Origin of the sequence: Clostridium sp. BSD9I1 (genome assembly GCF_900185645.1) — a bacterium.
In the GTDB taxonomy this organism is placed as follows: domain Bacteria; phylum Bacillota; class Clostridia; order Clostridiales; family Clostridiaceae; genus Clostridium_AK.
On the sequence record NZ_FYAM01000006.1, the window covers coordinates 70,146 to 89,610 of the forward strand.

A 19,465-nucleotide genomic window follows, 5' to 3' on the forward strand; every position below is an offset into this window, starting at 1 on the left:
TCTACTCTATAATAAAATCATAAGTTAAGTCAATAAATTTTGGAGGGATTAAAATGTCAATAAAAATAGAACAAATTGATGAATTAAGAAAAAGAATTAATGTAAGTTATGAAGATGCAAAGGAAGCTTTAGAAAACTGTGATGGAGATATGTTAGAAGCAATAATATATTTAGAAAAAAACAATAAAGTTAAAGCTGAAAAAAATGATGACGAAAAGGGATGTCTCTTTGACAAAATTAAAGCACTTATAAAGAAGGGAAACAATATTAGGCTTGTTATTAAAAAGAAAGAGAAAATAGTTCTGAATTTATCTCTTAACGTTTCTATATTAATAGCGGTATTTGGGTTTCATATAGCTTTTATTGGTTTAATTCTAGCTTTACTATGTGGGTTTAGGATGAAGTTTGAAACTAATAAGGGTGAAGATATAAAAATAAATCAAACTCTTGATAAAGTACAAGATGAAATACAAGAAATTAAAAATGATTTAGTAGGTTAAATATAAATTGCATTGGCTATATACCAGTGCAATTTTTTACTTGCAATAGTTTGGTTATTTAGATTTAATAATAATTAAGGTTGAGTTTATATATATGGTTAAAGTGGAGGACTATCATAAATGAATAATCAAAGGATTCTTATTATTGAAGATGAAATTAAAATAGCTAGGTTTTTGGAACTTGAGCTTAAACATGAAGGATACGAAGTGGATAAAGCACATGATGGAAGGAAGGGACTTGACAAGGCTCTCGAGAAAGAATTTGATCTAATAATATTAGACATTATGCTTCCTTCCATGAATGGCATTGAAGTGCTAAGGAGATTAAGGCAAGGTTCGGAAGTTCCTGTCATCATGCTTACGGCTAAAGATGAAATTATGGATAAAGTTGTGGGATTAGATATGGGTGCTAATGATTATGTAACTAAGCCTTTTGCAATTGAGGAATTACTTGCAAGAATTAGAGCAGCACTTAAAAGAAAAGTAACTCAAATAATAGTATCAAATATTCTTGAGTTAGGTGATTTAAAGGTTGATTTAGATAAGTATATAGTAACATATAATAATGAGGTAATAGAGCTTACTAAAAGAGAATTTGATTTACTTCAATATTTCCTAGAAAATAAAAATATTGTTCTTACAAGAGATAAAATCCTTCAAGCAGTGTGGGGATATGATTATATGGGTGACACTAATGTAGTTGATGTATATGTTAGATATATAAGAGGTAAGATTGATGATAAATATAATAAAAAAATAATTCATACTGTTCGAGGGGTGGGATATCTATTAAAAGATGGAAAATAAGGCGAAGTATTTACAATTAATCAAACAGATAATAAGATGGATATCCATAGTTCCTTTTTTATTGCTTAAGAAGATAATAAGTTTAGTAAAGAATTTAAAAAATAGATTTGTTGAAAAACTAAGGTTTTCTTTAACTTTTAAAATAACAATAGTGTATATGTTTATAATAAGTCTTATTCTAATGCTGTTAAGTGGTGCAATAATAGGTGGATTTGCTATATATGTTGGATGGAACGCCGAAGGTAATTTGCAAAAAGATTTTCAGTTAATTTCAGATTATCTAAAAGAAAATACCGAAATTCCAGCAGAGAAGTTAAATAGGATCTCTAGGCTTGACAATATTTCAATATCCGTATTTGATGAAAATAGAAATTTATTATATACAACAGAAAGTGAGAAAGATTCTATAATCTTTTATGATGAAAGTAAACAAAACCAAAGTATAGTTATTAATGAAAACTATATGGTTATAAAAGATAGAGATAAGGTTTATGTGAATTGGGATTATCTTAACCATAATGATAATAATTTTGGATATGCGATGATGCTTAGTAATAGAGTGAACTGGCAATCAAAAGATATTTACATTCAAGTTAAAGATAAAATAATAAATGAAATATTTAGTGTAATAGTTTTAGCTTCTACACTATTATTTATAGATATAGTTGTTATAATCATAGTTCTACTTGCTGGTACAAGGGCTAGCAGAAAAACTTTAAAACCAATTCAAACAATGACAAATACAGTTGAAAATATAACTATTAAAGCATTAGATACAAGACTTAATATTAGAGGCTCTCAAGATGAACTTAAAGATTTAGCAAGAACTTTTAATACTATGCTTGATAGAATACAGCAGTCCTATGAGCAACAAAATCAATTTGTATCAGATGCTTCTCATGAATTAAGAACTCCGATTTCAGTTATTCAAGGATATGCAAATATGCTAGATAGATGGGGAAAGGACGATAAAAGCGTTCTTGAGGAATCTATTTCTGCAATTAAAACTGAATCTGAAAGTATGAAATCACTTATAGAAAAGCTTTTGTTTTTAGCACGAGGAGACAAGAATACTCAAAAGGTTGAAAAAGAGGAGTTTTATTTAAATAAATTAATTGATGAAATAGTTAAAGAAACAAAGCTTATTGATAGCACTCATGAAATAAAAAGTGAAAAGAATGATTTAGCAAAGATTAATGCAGATTATAAAATGCTTAAAGAAGCTCTGAGAGTATTTATAGATAATAGTATAAAGTATACTCCAGAGGGAGGATTAATAAAGATTAATTGTTCACTTCAAGATAATGAAGTTTTAATTTCTATTGAAGATACAGGCATGGGGATTTCAAAAGAAGACTTACCACATATCTTTGATAGGTTTTATAGAGCAGATAAATCAAGAACAAAACAAACAGGTGGCACAGGACTAGGCTTATCTATTGCAAAATGGATTATATTTAAGCACAATGGAGGGATTACTGTTGAAAGCAGAGTTAATGTAGGTACAAAGATAAATATAACATTACCTAGTATATAAAAATAAATATATAAACAGGAAGATAGTAAAAGAATAGTTGAGTTAGATGTAGGCTTAAGAAGGGATTTCTTAAGTCTATATTAATATACTAAATAATTATAACGTCAAAAAATACATTAAATATCTTAATAAAACACAAATTTCTAATCAAATTTTAATATTAAATAAAGAAATTCTTAAGAATTAGCTGATATAATAGGTCAAGTGATTAGAAAATATGAGTAATATTAAGGAGTTTGATTATAAAAAATGAGCCATAAAAATATTTATCTAGTTTTATCTAGAACAGGCACCTGGCTTTCAAATTTAATAAGTTTATTCACTGAAGGCAAATATATACATTCTTCTATTAGTTTTGATAGTAGTTTTACTAAGATGTATTCTTTTGGTAGGACAAACCCTGACAATCCTTTTTCAGGTGGATTTGTTGAAGAAAGTTTATATGATGGAGTATATAAAAAGTTCTCTAGAAGTGAGTGTGTAATATATAAATTAGAAGTTACAGAAGAACAGTATAATATCTTAAAAAATGAAATAGAAGGATTTTTAGAAAAAAGGGATGAATATAAGTATAATTTTTTAGGCTTATTTGGAGTTTTGCTTAATCAACCGGTTAAAAGAAAAAATTATTATTTTTGTACTCAGTTTGTTTCAGAAGTTTTAATTAAAAGTGGCGTTTATGATACTGATAAAAACCCTGCATTAATTAAGCCGGATGATTTATTTTCAATTGAAAACAAGGACTTAATTTACGAAGGTTTTATAAATCAATGTTTCAGATTTCAGAAAGCATATAATTTTAACTAATAATTCATATATATAATAAATAAAGAATTATATAATTAACAAATAAAATAGCTAATATTACTTCATAAATACAGTAACTGCAATGGATTAAAAAATTTAGAGTGTAATCCTTAATAAATAGTATTCAAAAGCAGCCTTTAAAACGGGCTGTTTTTTTATTAATATACTGTATTAAAGATTAAGTTAATTTTAACAAAGTTATATAATAAAAAAATTACAATTAACATATAAGTTAAAAATTTCGGAAAATTATAAAAAGAGTATTGACATTAATTAGGTAAAGTTGTATTATAAGGATAACACTTGTATGACAGGTGACAACAGTTATCTGTAATATGATAGAAGGGAGGTAAATAGTTATGATTGGGGAAAATCTTGAAAAAATTTTTTCATTAGAGAGAAAAGTAATAGTTTTAACAGGCGCTACAGGTGGCATAGGAAGTGCTTTAGCTAAAGGACTTGCTAGCGTAGGTGCTGAAATGGTACTTTGTGGTACAAGCATGGAGAAATTATCAATGCTTCAAGAGGAAATTGAAAATTTTAATGGAAAAGCAAAAGGTTTTGTGCTTGATATTGGTAATATGGATTCTATAAAACAATGTGTAAAGGATATCAACCAGGAATATGCCAAGATTGATGTTCTTATCAATTGTGCAGGAATTAACAAAAGAGAAGGTTTTTTAGATGTAGAAGAAGAGACCTATGATAAAATTATGGATGTTAATTTAAAAGGACTATTCTTTTTTTCACAAGAAATTATAAAGATTATGATTGAAGCTAAAAGTGGAAATATCATAAATATAGCATCTCATAACTCATTTGGAATGTTAGGTGGTTGTAGTGTATACGGTGCTACCAAAAGTGCTCTTTTAGGTATAACAAGGTCAATGGCAGTGGAGCTTGCTCAATATGGAATTAGAGCAAATGCAATTGCACCAGGACATATTTTAACACCTTTAACAACAGTCACTTGGGAACATCCTGAGCGCAGTAAATTTTTAAAAGAAAGAACTGCAATGGAAAGGCCAGGAAATCCCGAAGAACTTGTAGGAATAACTATTATGCTTGCATCAGATGCATCAAGCTATATGACTGGTATGGCTTACCATGTAGATGGAGGATATTTAGCTGGAGGAAAGCCTTGGTCATATGATACTAAATACTAATTGCAAAGATTTTATCCTGTATGTAGCACTTCGTATAAATAAGTGATATAATCAACTTAATTAATTTCAAAATTCATTAAAATGGAGTGGGAATACAAAAGAATGGCTATTAAACAGGTTAAAAAATCAAGTGTAGGAGAACAAGTTTTTGAACAACTTAAAAATCAGCTCTTAAATAATGAATGGAAGCAGGGCGAAAAAATTCCATCAGAAAATGATTTGGCAGATGCCTTTGGAGTTAGTCGTGCAACAGTACGGCAAGCGATACAAAAACTTACGGTTTTAGGACTATTAGAAACAAGATTAGGTGAAGGCTCCTTCGTAAAGGAAGCAAAGCCAGGATTATATATGAATACAATTATTCCGATTGCTTATCTTGGACAAAATTCATTTGAAGAAGTTTTAGAATTTCGTAGAAAAATAGAAGGCGTAGTAGCAGAACTAGCAACAGAAAAGATCACTGAGGATGATATAAAAGAGCTTGAAAAATGTTATAGAAATATGGAGTTATATAAGGATAATTTAGAACAATTTTCTAAGGCGGATTTTGAATTTCATTTGACTATAGCAGAAGCAACAAAAAATTCATTGTTTATAGAGATATATAATATCATTCATGATATTTTATATGATGCCATGACCAAAGTTGTTATCCAAAGGGGTAATTCAGCTGGTCTTTGCTATCACAATCTACTTTTGGAAGCTATGAAAAAAGGTGATTCAAAAGAAGTAAGAAGGCTTATGGATGAACATATGGAAGATACAGTAAATTCATTTAGAAAGTATGATGAAAAAGAAGAGTAGAAGACCTACTTTTCTATAATAACACCTGTATGACAACATACATCATACAGGTGTGTGTAATATGTAAACGTTAAAGGAGTGATAATACATAGATTTAAAATAAGGGATAGGGAAAAGAAAGAAGGTAAAACTATAAAAAATTAGGGGGAAATAAAATTATGTTACCAAGTACTTTTTTACTTATTTTAATTGGGGCCGTGGCGTTTCTTATGCTATTTATCTTAAAGTTTAAAATGAACCCAGTGCTGGCAATATTGCTTGTGACACTTCCTATGGCAATACTTCTTGGAAATTCACCAACTAAAGCAATTGAAGCTATCAACAATGGGTTTGGAGCAACTCTTTCATCTATAGGTATAGTTATTATTCTAGGTAGTATTATAGCAGTTATCGTACAAGATACAGGTGCAGCTATACCAATAGCGAACTTCTTTGTAAAGCTTGTACATGGAAAAAATGTTGAACTTGGGCCATCTATGGCTGCATATATACTTTCAATTCCAGTGTTTGGTGATATAACGACTTTACTATTAGCACCTATTGCTAGTAATCTTGCACAAAAACATAAAATAAGCATGGCTAAAATGGCAGTGTTTATCTGTATTGCATTAAATATAACGCACTGTCTAGTACCACCAACACCAGGTATCTTAGCAATTACACTTCAAATAGGTGCAGATCTTGGTAAAGTAATATTATTTGGTACAGTTATAGGTCTTATAGGTTTCTTTGCAGTATATTTCTTGCTTAGGAACTGGGCAGGAAAAGAAATGATACAGCCTATTGATGAATATCTCGAATCTGAAGAAGAAACAACTTCTGTAGCTAATCGTGAAATTGCAGCTGTTAGTGATGCTGTGATTAGCAACTTACCATCAACAATACACTCATTCTTACCACTATTTTTACCAGTAGTATTAATTACAGTTGCTTCTTTTATAAAGGTAGCATTAGATCCAAATAGTTTATCTTATACAATTATCACATTCCTTGGTGACCGTGTAGTTGCATTACTTCTTGGAGTGGTCGCTGCTATGACCCTTGTAATTGGAAGGGAAGATAAAGTTAAACATATAGCTAAAAAACATAATCCAAAGCTCGGAGAAAATGTTTCTTTACTTGATTGTATATTCGGAGAATGGGTAACAAGAGCATTACACATGGCAGTAGTTCCGCTACTTGTAACAGGTATGGGGGGAGCATTTGGTAAAGTTCTTGCAGCAGCGCCAGCAGCTAAAGACTTAGCAAGCATAATAGCAGGTTCTGGAATACCAGCACTTGTAATTCCATGGTTAATTGCTATGGTTATGATGGCTTGCCTAGGATCCATGACAATGGCTCAAATGACAGCGACAGCTCTAGTACTACCATTAATACCAGCACTTGGGCTATCACCGCTTGCAACAGTACTAGCTATTGGTGCAGGTGCAATTGGACCTAACCATGTAAATAACAGTGGGTTTTGGGTATTTAGCGGATTTTATAATTTAAATCCAAAACAGGCATTGAAGTATATAACACTTCCTAGTGTAATTATCAGTGTAATTTTATTCATAATCGTATTTGCATTTAATACAATTGGACTTTTGGGATAATTTAATTAGTTAGATTCTCAGGTTTGGGCAATAAAGTATTGCCCAAACTTGATTTGGAAAAATAATATTTAACAGAAAAGGAGATGTTAATAATGGCTAATATAAAACAAAAAAGTGCTCCAGAAAGACTTTTGTGGGCACAATTTGATGCATTACAAATGGGATCAGGATGGGATGAAGAGGATATTACAAAACCTCAAATATTAGTAGAAGATGTATTTGGAGATAGCCATCCAGGTAGTGTTCATTTGAATAAACTTACGGATCAAGCAAAATACGGTATATTCGAACGTGGGGGTTTCCCAGCACAGTTTCATGCAACAGATATTTGTGACGGATGTGCACAGGGACATGATGGTATGAATTACATACTAGCTTCCCGTGAAGTACTTTGTGATATGGTAGAAATTCATGCTTCAGTTAGTCCTTGGGATGGTATGATTTTAGCAGCTTCCTGTGATAAATCCATTCCTGCACACTTAAAGGCTGCAGCAAGGCTTGATATACCAGCAATATTTATTCCAGGTGGAAGTATGAGGCCAGGCCCTAATATGACAACATCTTTAGTGGCAGGAGATATATCACTTCGTCAAAAACGTAAAGGTGAAATTACAAATCAAGAAATAAGGGATTATAAATTAACGGGATGTCCTTCAGTAGGTGCTTGTACATTCCTTGGAACAGCAAGCACTATGCAGTGCATGGCAGAAGCTCTTGGATTAGCATTACCAGGTTCAGCTCTTATGCCTGCAACCATGACAGATATACTTCGTAATGCCAGAAAAGCTGGAAGAATTATTATGGAACTTGTTGAAAAAGGAATAACACCTAGTAAGATATTAACTAAAGAAGCATTTATAAATGCTATTATTATTCATAGTGCCATAGGGGGATCTACTAATGCAACTATTCATCTTCCTTCTATAGCTTTAGAACTTGGGATAGAATTAGAACCTGAATTATTTGATGAAATAAATCATAGAATACCTCACATTGGGAATATCAATCCAAGTGGACAACATTTAACAGAGACATTCTGGTTTGCAGGTGGTATTCCAATGGTACAGCTTATGCTTAAGGATTATCTAAACCTTGATGTCATGACAGCTACAGGAAAAACTCTAGGTGAAAATCTTGAAGATTTACAAAGAGAAAATTACTTTGAAAGAAATCTTGGATACCTACATAATTATGGAGTTAAGAGAGAAGAGGTAATATTTCCTGTAGAAAATGTTAAGGAAATAGGTTCCATAGCCATCCTTAAAGGGAATATAGCTCCAGAAGGTTCTGTAGTTAAATACTCTGCTTGTGCTGAAAATATGCGTTTTCATAAGGGGACTGCAAGAGTTTATAATTGTGAAGAAGATGCATATAATGCAGTTGTTAATGGAGATATTAATCCAGGTGATGTTATAGTTGTTCGTTATGAGGGACCTCGTGGAAGTGGCATGCCTGAAATGCTTATGACAACAGAAGCCATTGTTTGTGACAAACGTTTAAATGGTACGGTTTCCCTGATAACGGATGGAAGATTTTCTGGTGCTACTCGTGGTGCTGCAATTGGACATGTTTCTCCAGAAGCTGCATCAGGTGGTCCGCTTGCATGGGTAGTTACAGGAGATATCATAGAATATAATATTGAAAAACGTACATTAAATGTTGTGGGCATAAATGGAGTGGAAATGCCTCTTAAAGAAGTTGATAGAGTATTTGCTGAAAGGGCTAGGGAAGGAATAATTCCAAGACCTCCAAGAAAAGGTATATTTAAAAGATATACGGATTCTGCATTGTCAGCAATGAAAGGTGCGGGTTATTAAAAATTTAAGAGAATATTATATAGATATTAATTAAAGGGGATGTTTTTAATGAAAGCAAGATTTTTAACACCAGTGGTAACAGCATTTGATGAAAACGGAAAACTGGATATACAAGCTAATAAAAATATATATGATCATCTTATTAATGGTGGGGTAGATGGCATAGTTGTAATGGGAAGTACAGGTGAATTTTTTAATATGCCTTTAGCTCAACAAAAAGAACTTATTGACTTAGCTGTAGGTTATATAAATAAAAGAACAAAGGTTTATATTGGAACAAGCTGCATGTCAGTTGAAGATACAATTGAGATGGCTAACTATGCAAACAGCGCAGGGGCTGATGCTGTTATGATTATTAGTCCTTATTATTTCAGGCTTTCTGATGAGAGTATAGAGTCGTTTTATAATCAGGTTGCTTCATCAACAGAAGCACATATATACCTTTATAACTTCCCAGATAGAACTGGGCATGATTTATCACCAGAACTTACACTTAAACTTGTTAAAAAGAATAAAAATATTGTTGGATACAAGGATACAGTAACAGTAATGGCGCATACGAGATCACTAATTTCATTAATAAAACCGGAGTTTCCTGAGTTTGATATTCTATCCGGATTTGATGAAAACTTTACACACAATATTCTTTGCGGTGGTGGAGGATGTATAGGCGGACTTTCAAATCTTGCACCAGAAATATTTGCTGCATGGACCAAAGCTGTTAATGAAAAGGACTTTGATAAAATAGCTGAATATCAGAAGATTGTTGATAAAATGATGAAGATTTATGATATAGGAACTCCGTTTATACCAATTATAAAGAAGGCAATGATGATAAGAGGAATTGATATGAAAGACTACTGTACAAAGCCATTTATTCAAGCAAGTTATGAGCAAACTCAAAAAATTATAGCTATTATGAAAGAAGTGAATCTTTTATAGAAATTATTAATATATAGATAAGGATAAAGGAGAAAGTTATTATGAGTATTTATTATATACCACCAGTAAATTTACTTGGAAGAGGTTGTCTTGATGAAGCAAAAGAACCTATTAAATCACTTGGAGCTAAAAAGGCTTTTGTGGTCAGTGATAAGTTTTTAACTTCTAATGGAACAGTAAAAAAGGTAACAGATTTGCTAACTGAAGTAGGAGTAGAATATGTTGTATATGATGACGTTAAGCCAAATCCAACTGTAACCAATGTTAACAATGGGTTAGAAATTCTTAAAAAAGAAGGTTGTGACTTTGTTATTACAATTGGGGGAGGATCGCCACAGGATTGCGGTAAGGCTATTTCTATCCTTGCTACAAATGGTGGCTCTACAAAAGATTATGAAGGCGTAAATAAAACTACTAAAAAATGTCTTCCAATTGTGGCTATTACAACAACTGCTGGAACTTCTGCAGAAGTTACAATTAATTATGTTATAACTGATGAGGAACGCTATGTAAAAATGATTATGGTTGATACTAATTCATTAGCATCAATTACAGTTAATGATCCAGATCTTATGGTAAGTAAGCCAGCGCCTTTAACTGCTGCAACAGGTATGGATGCATTGACCCATGCTGTGGAGGCGGTAGTAGCTAGCGGTGCATATGATGTAACAGACTCAACTGCATTATATGCTATAAAACAAATATTTGAGTTTCTCCCAAGAGCTGTTAAGGATGGCAATGATATCGAAGCCAGGGAACAAATGTGCTATGCTTGCTTCTTAAATGGTATTGCATTTAGTAATGCTGGACTTGGAAATGTACATGCTATGGCACATCAATTAGGTGGATTATATGATCTACCACATGGTGTATGCAATGCTATGTTATTACCTATAGTTGAAGAAGAAAATGCAAAGGGCGCTCCTACTAAGTTCCGAGATATAGCAGAAGTAATTGGAATGGATGTTAAGGGCAAATCAGATGAAGAGTGTGCTGAATTTGTAATTAGTAAAATGAAAGCTCTTTCAGAAGAAGTTGGAATTCCAAAATCCTTAAAGGATGTTGGAGTAGACAATCCTGATTTTCAGCTACTTGCTGAAAATGCAATGAAAGATGCTTGTGCAGGTGCAAATCCAGTGTTTTTTAATAAAGAAAAATTGATTGAGTTATTTAAAAAAATATCTTGATCATAAAATAAATGCCAATTTTTATTGGCATCTCAGGCTGTTGATAAAACATTTTATCAACAGCCTTTTTATATTTATTAAAGCCAATACATTAAAAAAGAAGTATTTAAACTTGTAAAGACAGTTAAAGAGAAAATAATTTATAAAGTTACTTATTATACATTAGATACCTATTAAACATAATGGTATTGATTTTAGGAACTTATTTTGTATTTGCTCTATAATTGTTATATAATGGATATACAAATAATTCAAAAAATTTAGAAAGGATGTAAACTATGAAATCTATTCTAATGGAAATACAGCCTTCTATAAAAAGATATGCGGATATACTTTCAAAGGTTTTAAAGGTAGATGTTGAAATTGCTGATAGCAATCTTGTGAGGGTTGCAGGTACAGGAATGTACAGGAACCTTATAAATAGAAGTATGGAAAAGGAAGGATATATATATAAGCATATATTAAAAACTGGACAACCTAAAATAATAGATAAGCCAGGGGAAAGTGAATTATGTATACCTTGCAGTAAATATGGCAAATGCAGCGAAAAATATGAAATATGTACGCCAATAAAACTTGGTAGTCAAATTGTAGGAGTAATTGGACTTATATGCTTTGGAGAAGAACAAAAAAACCACCTTCTAAATGACTTTAATACATATATGGAATTCTTGCAGCAAATTTCTGAGTTTATAAGTATCACTGCCTATGAGAGAAAGGAAAAGCTTAGAGAAAATACTTTAGTAAAAGGCTTAAATTTAGTAATAGACAAGATGGATAGAGGAGTTATCATTTTAAATAATCAAGACAAGGTAACTCATATTAATAAAAAAGCTATTGAAATTTTAAAGTTTATAGATGGAAACTTTAGGCACACCATACAAATAGAAAAAATAGATGAAAGTATATTAGAGATGAGCAAATATAAATTAACTATAGATAAGCAAACTTTTACTGTCTATGGTCAATTTTATTCTATAGGACTAAATGAAGACCAATTTGATAAACTATTTATATTTCAGGAAGGGAAAATTACTAAAGGAGAAATTACATCTCATATAAAAATGGATATACAATGTAATGATATTTTAGGAGATTCACCTGCAATGTATGAGTTGAAAAATAATATAAAGAGAATAGCATCTTCCTGCTCCACGGTACTTATAACAGGGGAAAGTGGTACAGGTAAAGAAATGTTTGCACGTGCAATTCACAATGAAGGGGTAAGAAAAAGCGAACCATTTATAGCTATAAATTGTGCAGCTATTCCTTATGAATTGCTAGAAAGTGAACTTTTTGGTTATGTTAAAGGAGCTTTCACTGGAGCATCTGCATCAGGTAAGATTGGGAAATTTGAATTAGCAAATCATGGAACAATATTTTTAGATGAAATTGGAGATATGCCCTTAGCACTTCAGACAAAAATTTTAAGGGTACTTCAAGATAGAAGGATAATAAGGATAGGATCAAATACCCCAGTTGATATAGATGTAAGAGTAATTGCGGCGACTAATAAGGATTTAATGGCCCTTATTGAAAAGGATAAATTTAGAGAAGATCTTTATTATAGATTAAATGTCATACCTTTTAATATTCCACCACTTAGAGAAAGAATAAAAGATATAGAGTTCTTAGTAAAACACTTTATAGATAAATATATGAAGATACTTGGAAAGAATTTTACCAAGATGGATATACACCAAGAAGTTATGGATTTATTTTATGCATATAGCTGGCCGGGAAATATAAGAGAGCTTGAAAATACAGTGGAATTTATGATAAACATGGTTGATACCAGTGGAGTTTTGGTATTAGATATGGTTCCAAGGAGTATAATAAATTCTCAAAGAAAGGTTCAAAAGGGAAAGGAAGAAATAATGACATTAAAGGAGCTTGAAAAAAGAGAAATATTGAAGGCGATTAATATATTTGGGGATACAACTCAAGGAAAAAAGTTAGCTGCAAAAAAACTTGGGATAGGAATTGCGACTTTATATAGAAAGATAGATGAATATGGATTGAATAATTTATAGAAAGCTATTATTTCCTTATAAATTAGCACATCTCAATTCATTGAGATGTTTGATTTAAATATTAATTATCAATATAAGAAAGTTTATCAACTTGATAATATGCATAAAATAATAATTAGTTAAACATCAATGAACTCTATACTGCTAATAGAAATCTTATGAACGATATTGATAAAAATACCTTTATTGTTAATGATGTAAAGAAGTTTAAATAACAGTTTTTTTATGAATGACAACAAAACTTATATTGGCATAAATAATGCTATGAATAGTGGAGATTAAAATTTAATACGAGGGGGGATGAAGGTGAAAGTATTAACAAATGTCTCTATATATGATTTTCATTCATTAAGGAAAAACTGTTATATAAAGTTTAACTCGGAAATAGAAGAAATAGGGGAGATGAAAAACTTTAATGATGAAGATATAAATGAAATATATAATCTCAAAGGATCGATAGTAATGCCAGGGCTTACAAACTGTCATACTCATATATATTCTACTTTATCAAGAGGAATGAATGTTCCATTTAACCCCAAAAGTTTTCTAGATATTTTGGATCAGCTTTGGTGGAAACTTGATGCAAAACTTGATAACGAAGCTAATTATTACAGTGCATTAGTTTATGGCATTGATTGTATAAAAAACGGAGTGACCTCCATAATAGACCATCATGCTAGTGGACTTGAGATAATATACTCCTTAAGTGAAATTAAAAAAGCTATTTCAAATGAGTTAGGCTTAAGGGGAATATTTTGCTTTGAAACTAGTGATAGATTTAATACTTATGAATGTATCAAAGAAAATATAGAATTTTCAAGAAAAAAAGATGAGAAATTCGCAGGACTATTCGGAATGCATGCATCTCTAAGTTTAAGTGATAAATCATTAAGCATCATATCAAAGGAACTTAATGGACTACCTATACACATTCATGTAGCAGAAAGTCAAGAAGATGTAGAAGATTGCATGGAAAAACATAACATGTCAATAGTAAAAAGACTTGATAAGTTTAATCTTTTAAATGAAGAATCTATTTTAGCTCATTGCGTTCATATAAATGATGAAGATGCAAAAATAATTAGAGACAGGAATTGTAGAATTGCTATAAATCCAACTTCAAATATGAACAATGCAGTAGGTATAGCAAATTATGAAGTATTCAGGAAAAACAAAATAAAATGCATGATAGGAAATGATGGTCTGGGAGCAAATATAACCCGTGATTATTTAAATGTAGTATATGCTATGAAAAATAGATTAGGCAGCCCAACAAAGTTTGGTTTGAATGATTTATTAGAACTTATACAAAATGGGTATGATTATGTATCTAATATACTAAATATAAAAATAGGAAAAATAGAAGAAGGATACAAATCAGACTTTATAACTGTTCCTTATGAGCCGCCAACACCATTAAATGATGATAACGTTTTAAGTCATATCTTCTTTGGAGTTTTTGAAAGTTTTCATCCTAAAGATGTATGGGTAGATGGGAAAATGTTAATGGAAAACTATAAGGTTAAATATGATACAGAAGCTTTATATGAAAAGTCTGCGAAAGTAGCAGAAAAGGTGTGGGAAAGAGTAAATCAGTAGGGGGTTTTTATATGAATTTGAAAACAACTATAGCAGGTATTGAGCTTAAGAATCCAGTTATGCCAGCTTCGGGACCATTAGTTGGAGATTATGAAAAGATGATGGCACTTGCAGGCTTTGGACTTGGTGGAATGGTAACAAAAACAATATCTATAGAGGGAGCAGAAGTTGTAAGACCATGTATATATGGTAATAAAGACAGCATAATGAATGCTGAGCTTTGGTCGGAGTATTCACTAAAACATTGGCTAGAGTATATACTTCCTAATTTAAAGAGAGATTTAAATATACCTCTTATAATAAGCGTTGGATACACTAAAGAGGATGTGGAAAAATTAATTCCAGTGTTAGACCCTTATGCAGATGCCTTTGAGGTTTCAACTCACTATGTGGGAAAGGATTTAAGTGTTATAGGAGAAACTGTGAAAGCAATAAGAAGTAATACAAAAAAACCTGTATTTATGAAAATAAGTCCTCATATTCCAGATCCTGTAGCCTTTGCACAGGCAGTCAGAGATAATGGAGCAAGTGGGGTTGTAGCTATAAATTCTCTTGGACCTACTATGAAAATAGATATTCAAAATAGAAAAGTGTTAGTTGGAAATGAAAAAGGAGAAGTTTGGACATCAGGACCTGCTATAAAACCTGTAGCACTTGCCATAGTAAATAAAATAAAAAGTGCTATGCCAGATTTTACAGTAATAGGGGTAGGCGGTATAGCAACAGCCGAAGATGTAGTCGAATTTTTACTTGCAGGAGCAGATGCTGTGCAAATGTTATCGGCTGCAATGCTTAGAGGTAAGGATTTATATGAAAAGATAATAAAAGATCTTCCAGAGATCTTGAGAAAGTATAACTTTAATAGTATAGAGGAAGTTGTAAACACAAAACTTCAAAAGGGTGAAGTTAAATATGAACCAAATCATCCTGTAATTGATGAAGATAAGTGCACAAAGTGTAAGCTTTGTGAAAAGATATGCCCTTATTTTGCAATAGAAGTAAAAGAAATAGTTGAAGTAAATAATGACAAATGCTTTGGATGTGGGCTGTGTGAATCTAAGTGTGCTGTACATGCTATAAGTGGGGTTTTATAGAGAGGAGTGGGGATATTTGAAAATAAAAGAGTATTTAAAGCCAGTAAGTATACAAGAAGCTTATAATCTTGTAAAAAATGAACAAGCTGTTGTAATTGGTGGAGGAGCATTTATAAGACTTGGAGATAGAGAAATACAAAAGGCTCTTGATTTATCAAATTTAAACTTAAGTTTTATAGAAGAAAAAGGTGATGAAATAGAAATAGGAGCTATGACAACTCTAAGAGAAATAGAATGCTCTAAGATCTTAAAAACTGCATTTGATGGAATGCTATCAGATGCAGTTTCTGAAATAGTTGGAGTTCAAATAAGAAATATAGCAACTATAGGTGGAAGCATTTGTGGAAGATATGGTTTTTCTGATGTTATAACTCCGTTAATGGTACTGGATACTTATCTAGAATTTTATAATTTGGGGAGAGTTCCATTAGAAGATTTTTTAGAAAGCAAGTCTAAGATAGATGATATTTTAGTAAAAATAGTTATAAAAAAGGACGGAAAACGTGGAAAGTTTTTAAGTATAAGAAATACAGCCATAGATTTTTCTATACTAAATGTAGCAGTATCAAAAAAAGATAATAAATTTAAAATTGCTGTAGGGGCAAGGCCACTTATGGCAAAGCTTTCAATAGAAGCTATGGAATTTATAAGTAAAGTAGAATTAAGTGAAGAAAATGCTAAAAAGGCCGGGGAGTTAGCTGCGAAACATTTAAGTTTTGGAGAGGATTTAAGAGCTTCTGCGATATATAGAAAAGAACTTTGCAAGGCACTAGTTAAGAGAGGAATCATGGGGGTGATTTAATGAAGATTAATTTAAAGATAAATGGTACTCTACGATTGATTGAAATTGAAGCTCATGAAGTGCTTCATGATGTTTTAAGAAGCTGTGGATTTACAAGCGTTAGAAAAGCTTGTGATACAGGAAATTGTGGGATTTGTACAGTGCTTTTAGACGGCAAACCTGTTCCATCTTGCTCCTACCTTGCAGTAAAGGCAGAAGGTCATGAGGTAACTACTATTGAAGGAGTAGAAAAAGAAGCTGAAGAAATAGCAAAACTTATAACTGCAGAAGGAGCAGAACAATGTGGATTTTGCAGCCCAGGATTTGTACTTACAGTAATAGCTATGAAGAGAGAATTACAGAATCCCACAGTGGATGGTATGAAGAACTATTTAGTAGGAAACTTATGTAGATGCTCAGGATATCAAGGACACTTAAGAGCAGTTAAAAAGTTTATGGGGGTGGACTAAATGAAGGAAGTAAAAAGATCCATACCAAAGTTTGAAGGTATGGGACTTATAAAGGGAAGACCGGCTTATACCAATGATTTAGCACCAGCAAACTCGCTTATAGTTAAGGTTTTAAGAAGCCCTCATGCTTTTGCAAAAATTACGAGCATAAATATAGAAAAAGCTGAAGCACTACCAGGAGTAAGTTTAGTTTTAACCTATAAAAATGTACCAAGAAATATATTTACCCGTGCAGGACAAGGATTTCCAGAACCATCACCTCATGACAAATATATTTTAGATGAGTATGTAAGGTATGTGGGAGATGAAGTAGCTGCTGTAGCTGCAGAAAATGAGAGTATAGCTTTAGAAGCATTAAAGCTTATAGAAGTTGAATATGAAGTATTTGAGCCAGTACTGGATTTTGAAAAGGCAGAGGGACATACCTCCATAATACATCCTGAAAAAGAAGCTCATGAAATGTTTCCCATAGGATTTGAACCTGAGAAAAATATAGCTGCTGCATATAATATGAGCTTTGGAGATTTTGATGAAACATTAAAGAATTGTGAACATGTAGTGAAAGAGACATATTATACTCAAGCTCAAGCTCACACTGCAATGGAAACACATGCATCCTTCGCATACTTAGACTTACATGGAAGACTTACCATTGTATCTTCAACTCAAACACCATATCATGCAAGAAGGCTAGTAGGAAGAGCATTAGATATGCCAATAGATAGAATTCGTGTTATAAAACCTAGAATAGGCGGCGGATATGGTGGAAAGCAAGGATTGCATGGAGAATTCCTAGTTTCCTTAGTAGCTTTAAGAACGGGAAGACCTGCAAAGCTTATATATACTAGAGAAGAAGTATTTGAAGCAACCTACTGCAGGCATGCTATGAAGGTTGAAGTGACTCTTGGTTGTGATAAGGAAGGAAATTTAAAGGCCATAGATATGGAGATCTTATCAAATACAGGAGCTTACGGCGAACATGCTCTTACAGTATTTATGGTAGCAGGTTCTAAAACACTTCCTTTATATAATAAAGTTCTAGCAGGTAAATTTGGAGGAAAAGTAGTATACACTAATTTAACTCCAGCAGGAGCTTATAGAGGATATGGGGCCATACAAGGTAACTTTGCATTAGAATCTGCTGTAGATAAAATGGCAGAAATTATAGGAATGGATCCTATGGAATTTAGAAAGAAAAATATGATAAGACAGGGAGAAGGATCACCTGTATTTAAGATAATGGGAGAAGGTACAGAGGGAGTTGATATGATAATTGACAATTGCAAACTTCCTGAATGTATAGAAAGAGGATTAGAACTTTCAAATTGGAAGGAACAGTATCCAAGGAAACAGATTGCACCAAACAAAGTTAGGGGCATGGGTTGTGCTATTGCAATGCAGGGTTCAGGTATTCCAGCTATAGATATGGGGTCCGCACTATTAAAGTTAAATGATAAGGGATTTTTCAATCTTTTAGTTGGAGCTACAGATTTAGGAACTGGAAGCGATACTATACTTGCTCAAATTGCAGCTGAGACCTTAGGAATTCCCACAGAAAAGATTGTAGTTTATTCTTCAGATACAGATTTAACTCCATATGATGTAGGTGCATATGCATCAAGCACTACCTATGTTTCAGGAAACGCAGTAAAAAGGGCTGCTGAAAATATGAGAAATATGATTATTGATGCAGGAGCAGAAAACTTAGAGGTAGCAGTAGAAGATATAGAATTTGATGGAGAATATATTAAAACCTGTAATGGACAGAAACAAATTAGTTTAGAACAGCTTTCGGTGGAGCTTTATTATAATAAACATCATAAACAGTTAATAGCATCAGGCTCTTTCTCAGGAGAAATTTCACCAGCTCCATTTATGGCAGGATTTGCGGAAGTAGAGGTTGATACAGAAACAGGTAAAGTTGATTTGATTAACTATACAGCTGTAGTTGATTGTGGAACTACAATAAACCCAAATCTTTGTCGTATACAGGTAGAAGGTGGACTTATGCAAGGAATTGGCATAGCAATGTTTGAAAAAGTTAAGCATACAGAAAAAGGTAAGCTTTTGACCAATAATTATATGACTTATAATATTCCAACAAGAAAAGATGTAGGAAAACTTACTGTAGAGTTTATAGACAGCTTTGAACCTACAGGACCTCATGGAGCAAAATCTGTAGGAGAAATAGGAATAGATACTCCACCAGCAGCCATAGCAAATGCTATATATAATGCAGTAGGAGTAAGAATTCAAAAGCTTCCAATAACATCTGAAGATGTGCTTTTGGAAATGAAAAAATAGGCACTGAGGAGAGGGGTAATCT

The 19,465-nt window shown here is 32.2% G+C and carries 16 protein-coding genes; all 16 read left to right on the plus strand.

The features are described from left to right. Nucleotides 1–53 precede the first annotated feature (53 nt). Nucleotides 54–500 carry a DUF4342 domain-containing protein gene (locus BSD9I1_RS03315; protein WP_186429127.1) on the plus strand — a complete coding sequence of 149 codons (447 nt, stop codon included), beginning with the start codon at nucleotides 54–56 and terminating at the stop codon, nucleotides 498–500. A 120-nt stretch (nucleotides 501–620) separates the two neighbouring features. Then, nucleotides 621–1,307 (plus strand): response regulator transcription factor, encoded by a 687-nt coding sequence (locus BSD9I1_RS03320; RefSeq protein WP_186429128.1) that lies wholly within the window; start codon nucleotides 621–623, stop codon nucleotides 1,305–1,307. After that, nucleotides 1,297–2,844 (plus strand): ATP-binding protein, encoded by a 1,548-nt coding sequence (locus BSD9I1_RS03325; RefSeq protein WP_186429129.1) that lies wholly within the window; start codon nucleotides 1,297–1,299, stop codon nucleotides 2,842–2,844. The genes BSD9I1_RS03320 and BSD9I1_RS03325 overlap by 11 nt, the downstream gene beginning before the upstream one ends. Before the next feature lie 249 nt (nucleotides 2,845–3,093). Continuing rightward, nucleotides 3,094–3,651 carry a hypothetical protein gene (locus BSD9I1_RS03330; RefSeq protein ID WP_035311637.1) on the plus strand — a complete coding sequence of 186 codons (558 nt, stop codon included), beginning with the start codon at nucleotides 3,094–3,096 and terminating at the stop codon, nucleotides 3,649–3,651. A gap of 359 nt (nucleotides 3,652–4,010) precedes the next feature. Next, a complete protein-coding gene (locus BSD9I1_RS03335) occupies nucleotides 4,011–4,817 on the plus strand; it encodes an SDR family NAD(P)-dependent oxidoreductase (RefSeq protein ID WP_186429130.1) in 807 nt (268 codons plus the stop codon). Nucleotides 4,818–4,919: 102 nt separating this feature from the next. Beyond that, a complete protein-coding gene (locus BSD9I1_RS03340; RefSeq protein WP_186429131.1) occupies nucleotides 4,920–5,621 on the plus strand; it encodes a FadR/GntR family transcriptional regulator in 702 nt (233 codons plus the stop codon). Between the two features lie 158 nt (nucleotides 5,622–5,779). Further along, a complete protein-coding gene (locus BSD9I1_RS03345) occupies nucleotides 5,780–7,216 on the plus strand; it encodes a GntP family permease (RefSeq protein WP_186429132.1) in 1,437 nt (478 codons plus the stop codon). 92 nt (nucleotides 7,217–7,308) lie between these two features. Continuing rightward, nucleotides 7,309–9,033, plus strand: coding sequence for a dihydroxy-acid dehydratase (gene ilvD / locus BSD9I1_RS03350; RefSeq protein ID WP_186429133.1), 1,725 nt, complete (start codon nucleotides 7,309–7,311; stop codon nucleotides 9,031–9,033). A 48-nt stretch (nucleotides 9,034–9,081) separates the two neighbouring features. After that, on the plus strand, nucleotides 9,082–9,975 hold the full coding sequence (locus BSD9I1_RS03355; RefSeq protein ID WP_186429134.1) for a dihydrodipicolinate synthase family protein: 894 nt from the start codon (nucleotides 9,082–9,084) through the stop codon (nucleotides 9,973–9,975). A gap of 41 nt (nucleotides 9,976–10,016) precedes the next feature. Then, nucleotides 10,017–11,162, plus strand: a complete 1,146-nt coding sequence (locus BSD9I1_RS03360) for an iron-containing alcohol dehydrogenase (protein WP_186429135.1) — start codon at nucleotides 10,017–10,019, stop codon at nucleotides 11,160–11,162. A gap of 278 nt (nucleotides 11,163–11,440) precedes the next feature. After that, nucleotides 11,441–13,195: a sigma-54-dependent Fis family transcriptional regulator gene (locus BSD9I1_RS03365; RefSeq protein WP_186429136.1), complete on the plus strand. Its 1,755-nt coding sequence runs from the start codon at nucleotides 11,441–11,443 to the stop codon at nucleotides 13,193–13,195. 306 nt (nucleotides 13,196–13,501) lie between these two features. Then, a complete protein-coding gene (locus BSD9I1_RS03370; protein ID WP_186429137.1) occupies nucleotides 13,502–14,794 on the plus strand; it encodes an amidohydrolase family protein in 1,293 nt (430 codons plus the stop codon). An 11-nt stretch (nucleotides 14,795–14,805) separates the two neighbouring features. Further along, on the plus strand, nucleotides 14,806–15,888 hold the full coding sequence (locus BSD9I1_RS03375; protein WP_186429138.1) for a 4Fe-4S binding protein: 1,083 nt from the start codon (nucleotides 14,806–14,808) through the stop codon (nucleotides 15,886–15,888). 16 nt (nucleotides 15,889–15,904) lie between these two features. Beyond that, nucleotides 15,905–16,690 (plus strand): xanthine dehydrogenase family protein subunit M, encoded by a 786-nt coding sequence (locus BSD9I1_RS03380; RefSeq protein ID WP_186429139.1) that lies wholly within the window; start codon nucleotides 15,905–15,907, stop codon nucleotides 16,688–16,690. Continuing rightward, the gene (locus BSD9I1_RS03385) at nucleotides 16,690–17,139 is read left to right on the plus strand and encodes a (2Fe-2S)-binding protein (RefSeq protein WP_186429140.1); all 450 of its coding nucleotides are present in this window, start codon (nucleotides 16,690–16,692) and stop codon (nucleotides 17,137–17,139) included. Before BSD9I1_RS03380 ends, BSD9I1_RS03385 begins: the two co-directional genes overlap by 1 nt. Then, nucleotides 17,140–19,443, plus strand: a complete 2,304-nt coding sequence (locus BSD9I1_RS03390; RefSeq protein ID WP_186429141.1) for a xanthine dehydrogenase family protein molybdopterin-binding subunit — start codon at nucleotides 17,140–17,142, stop codon at nucleotides 19,441–19,443. The last annotated feature ends 22 nt before the right edge of the window (nucleotides 19,444–19,465 follow it).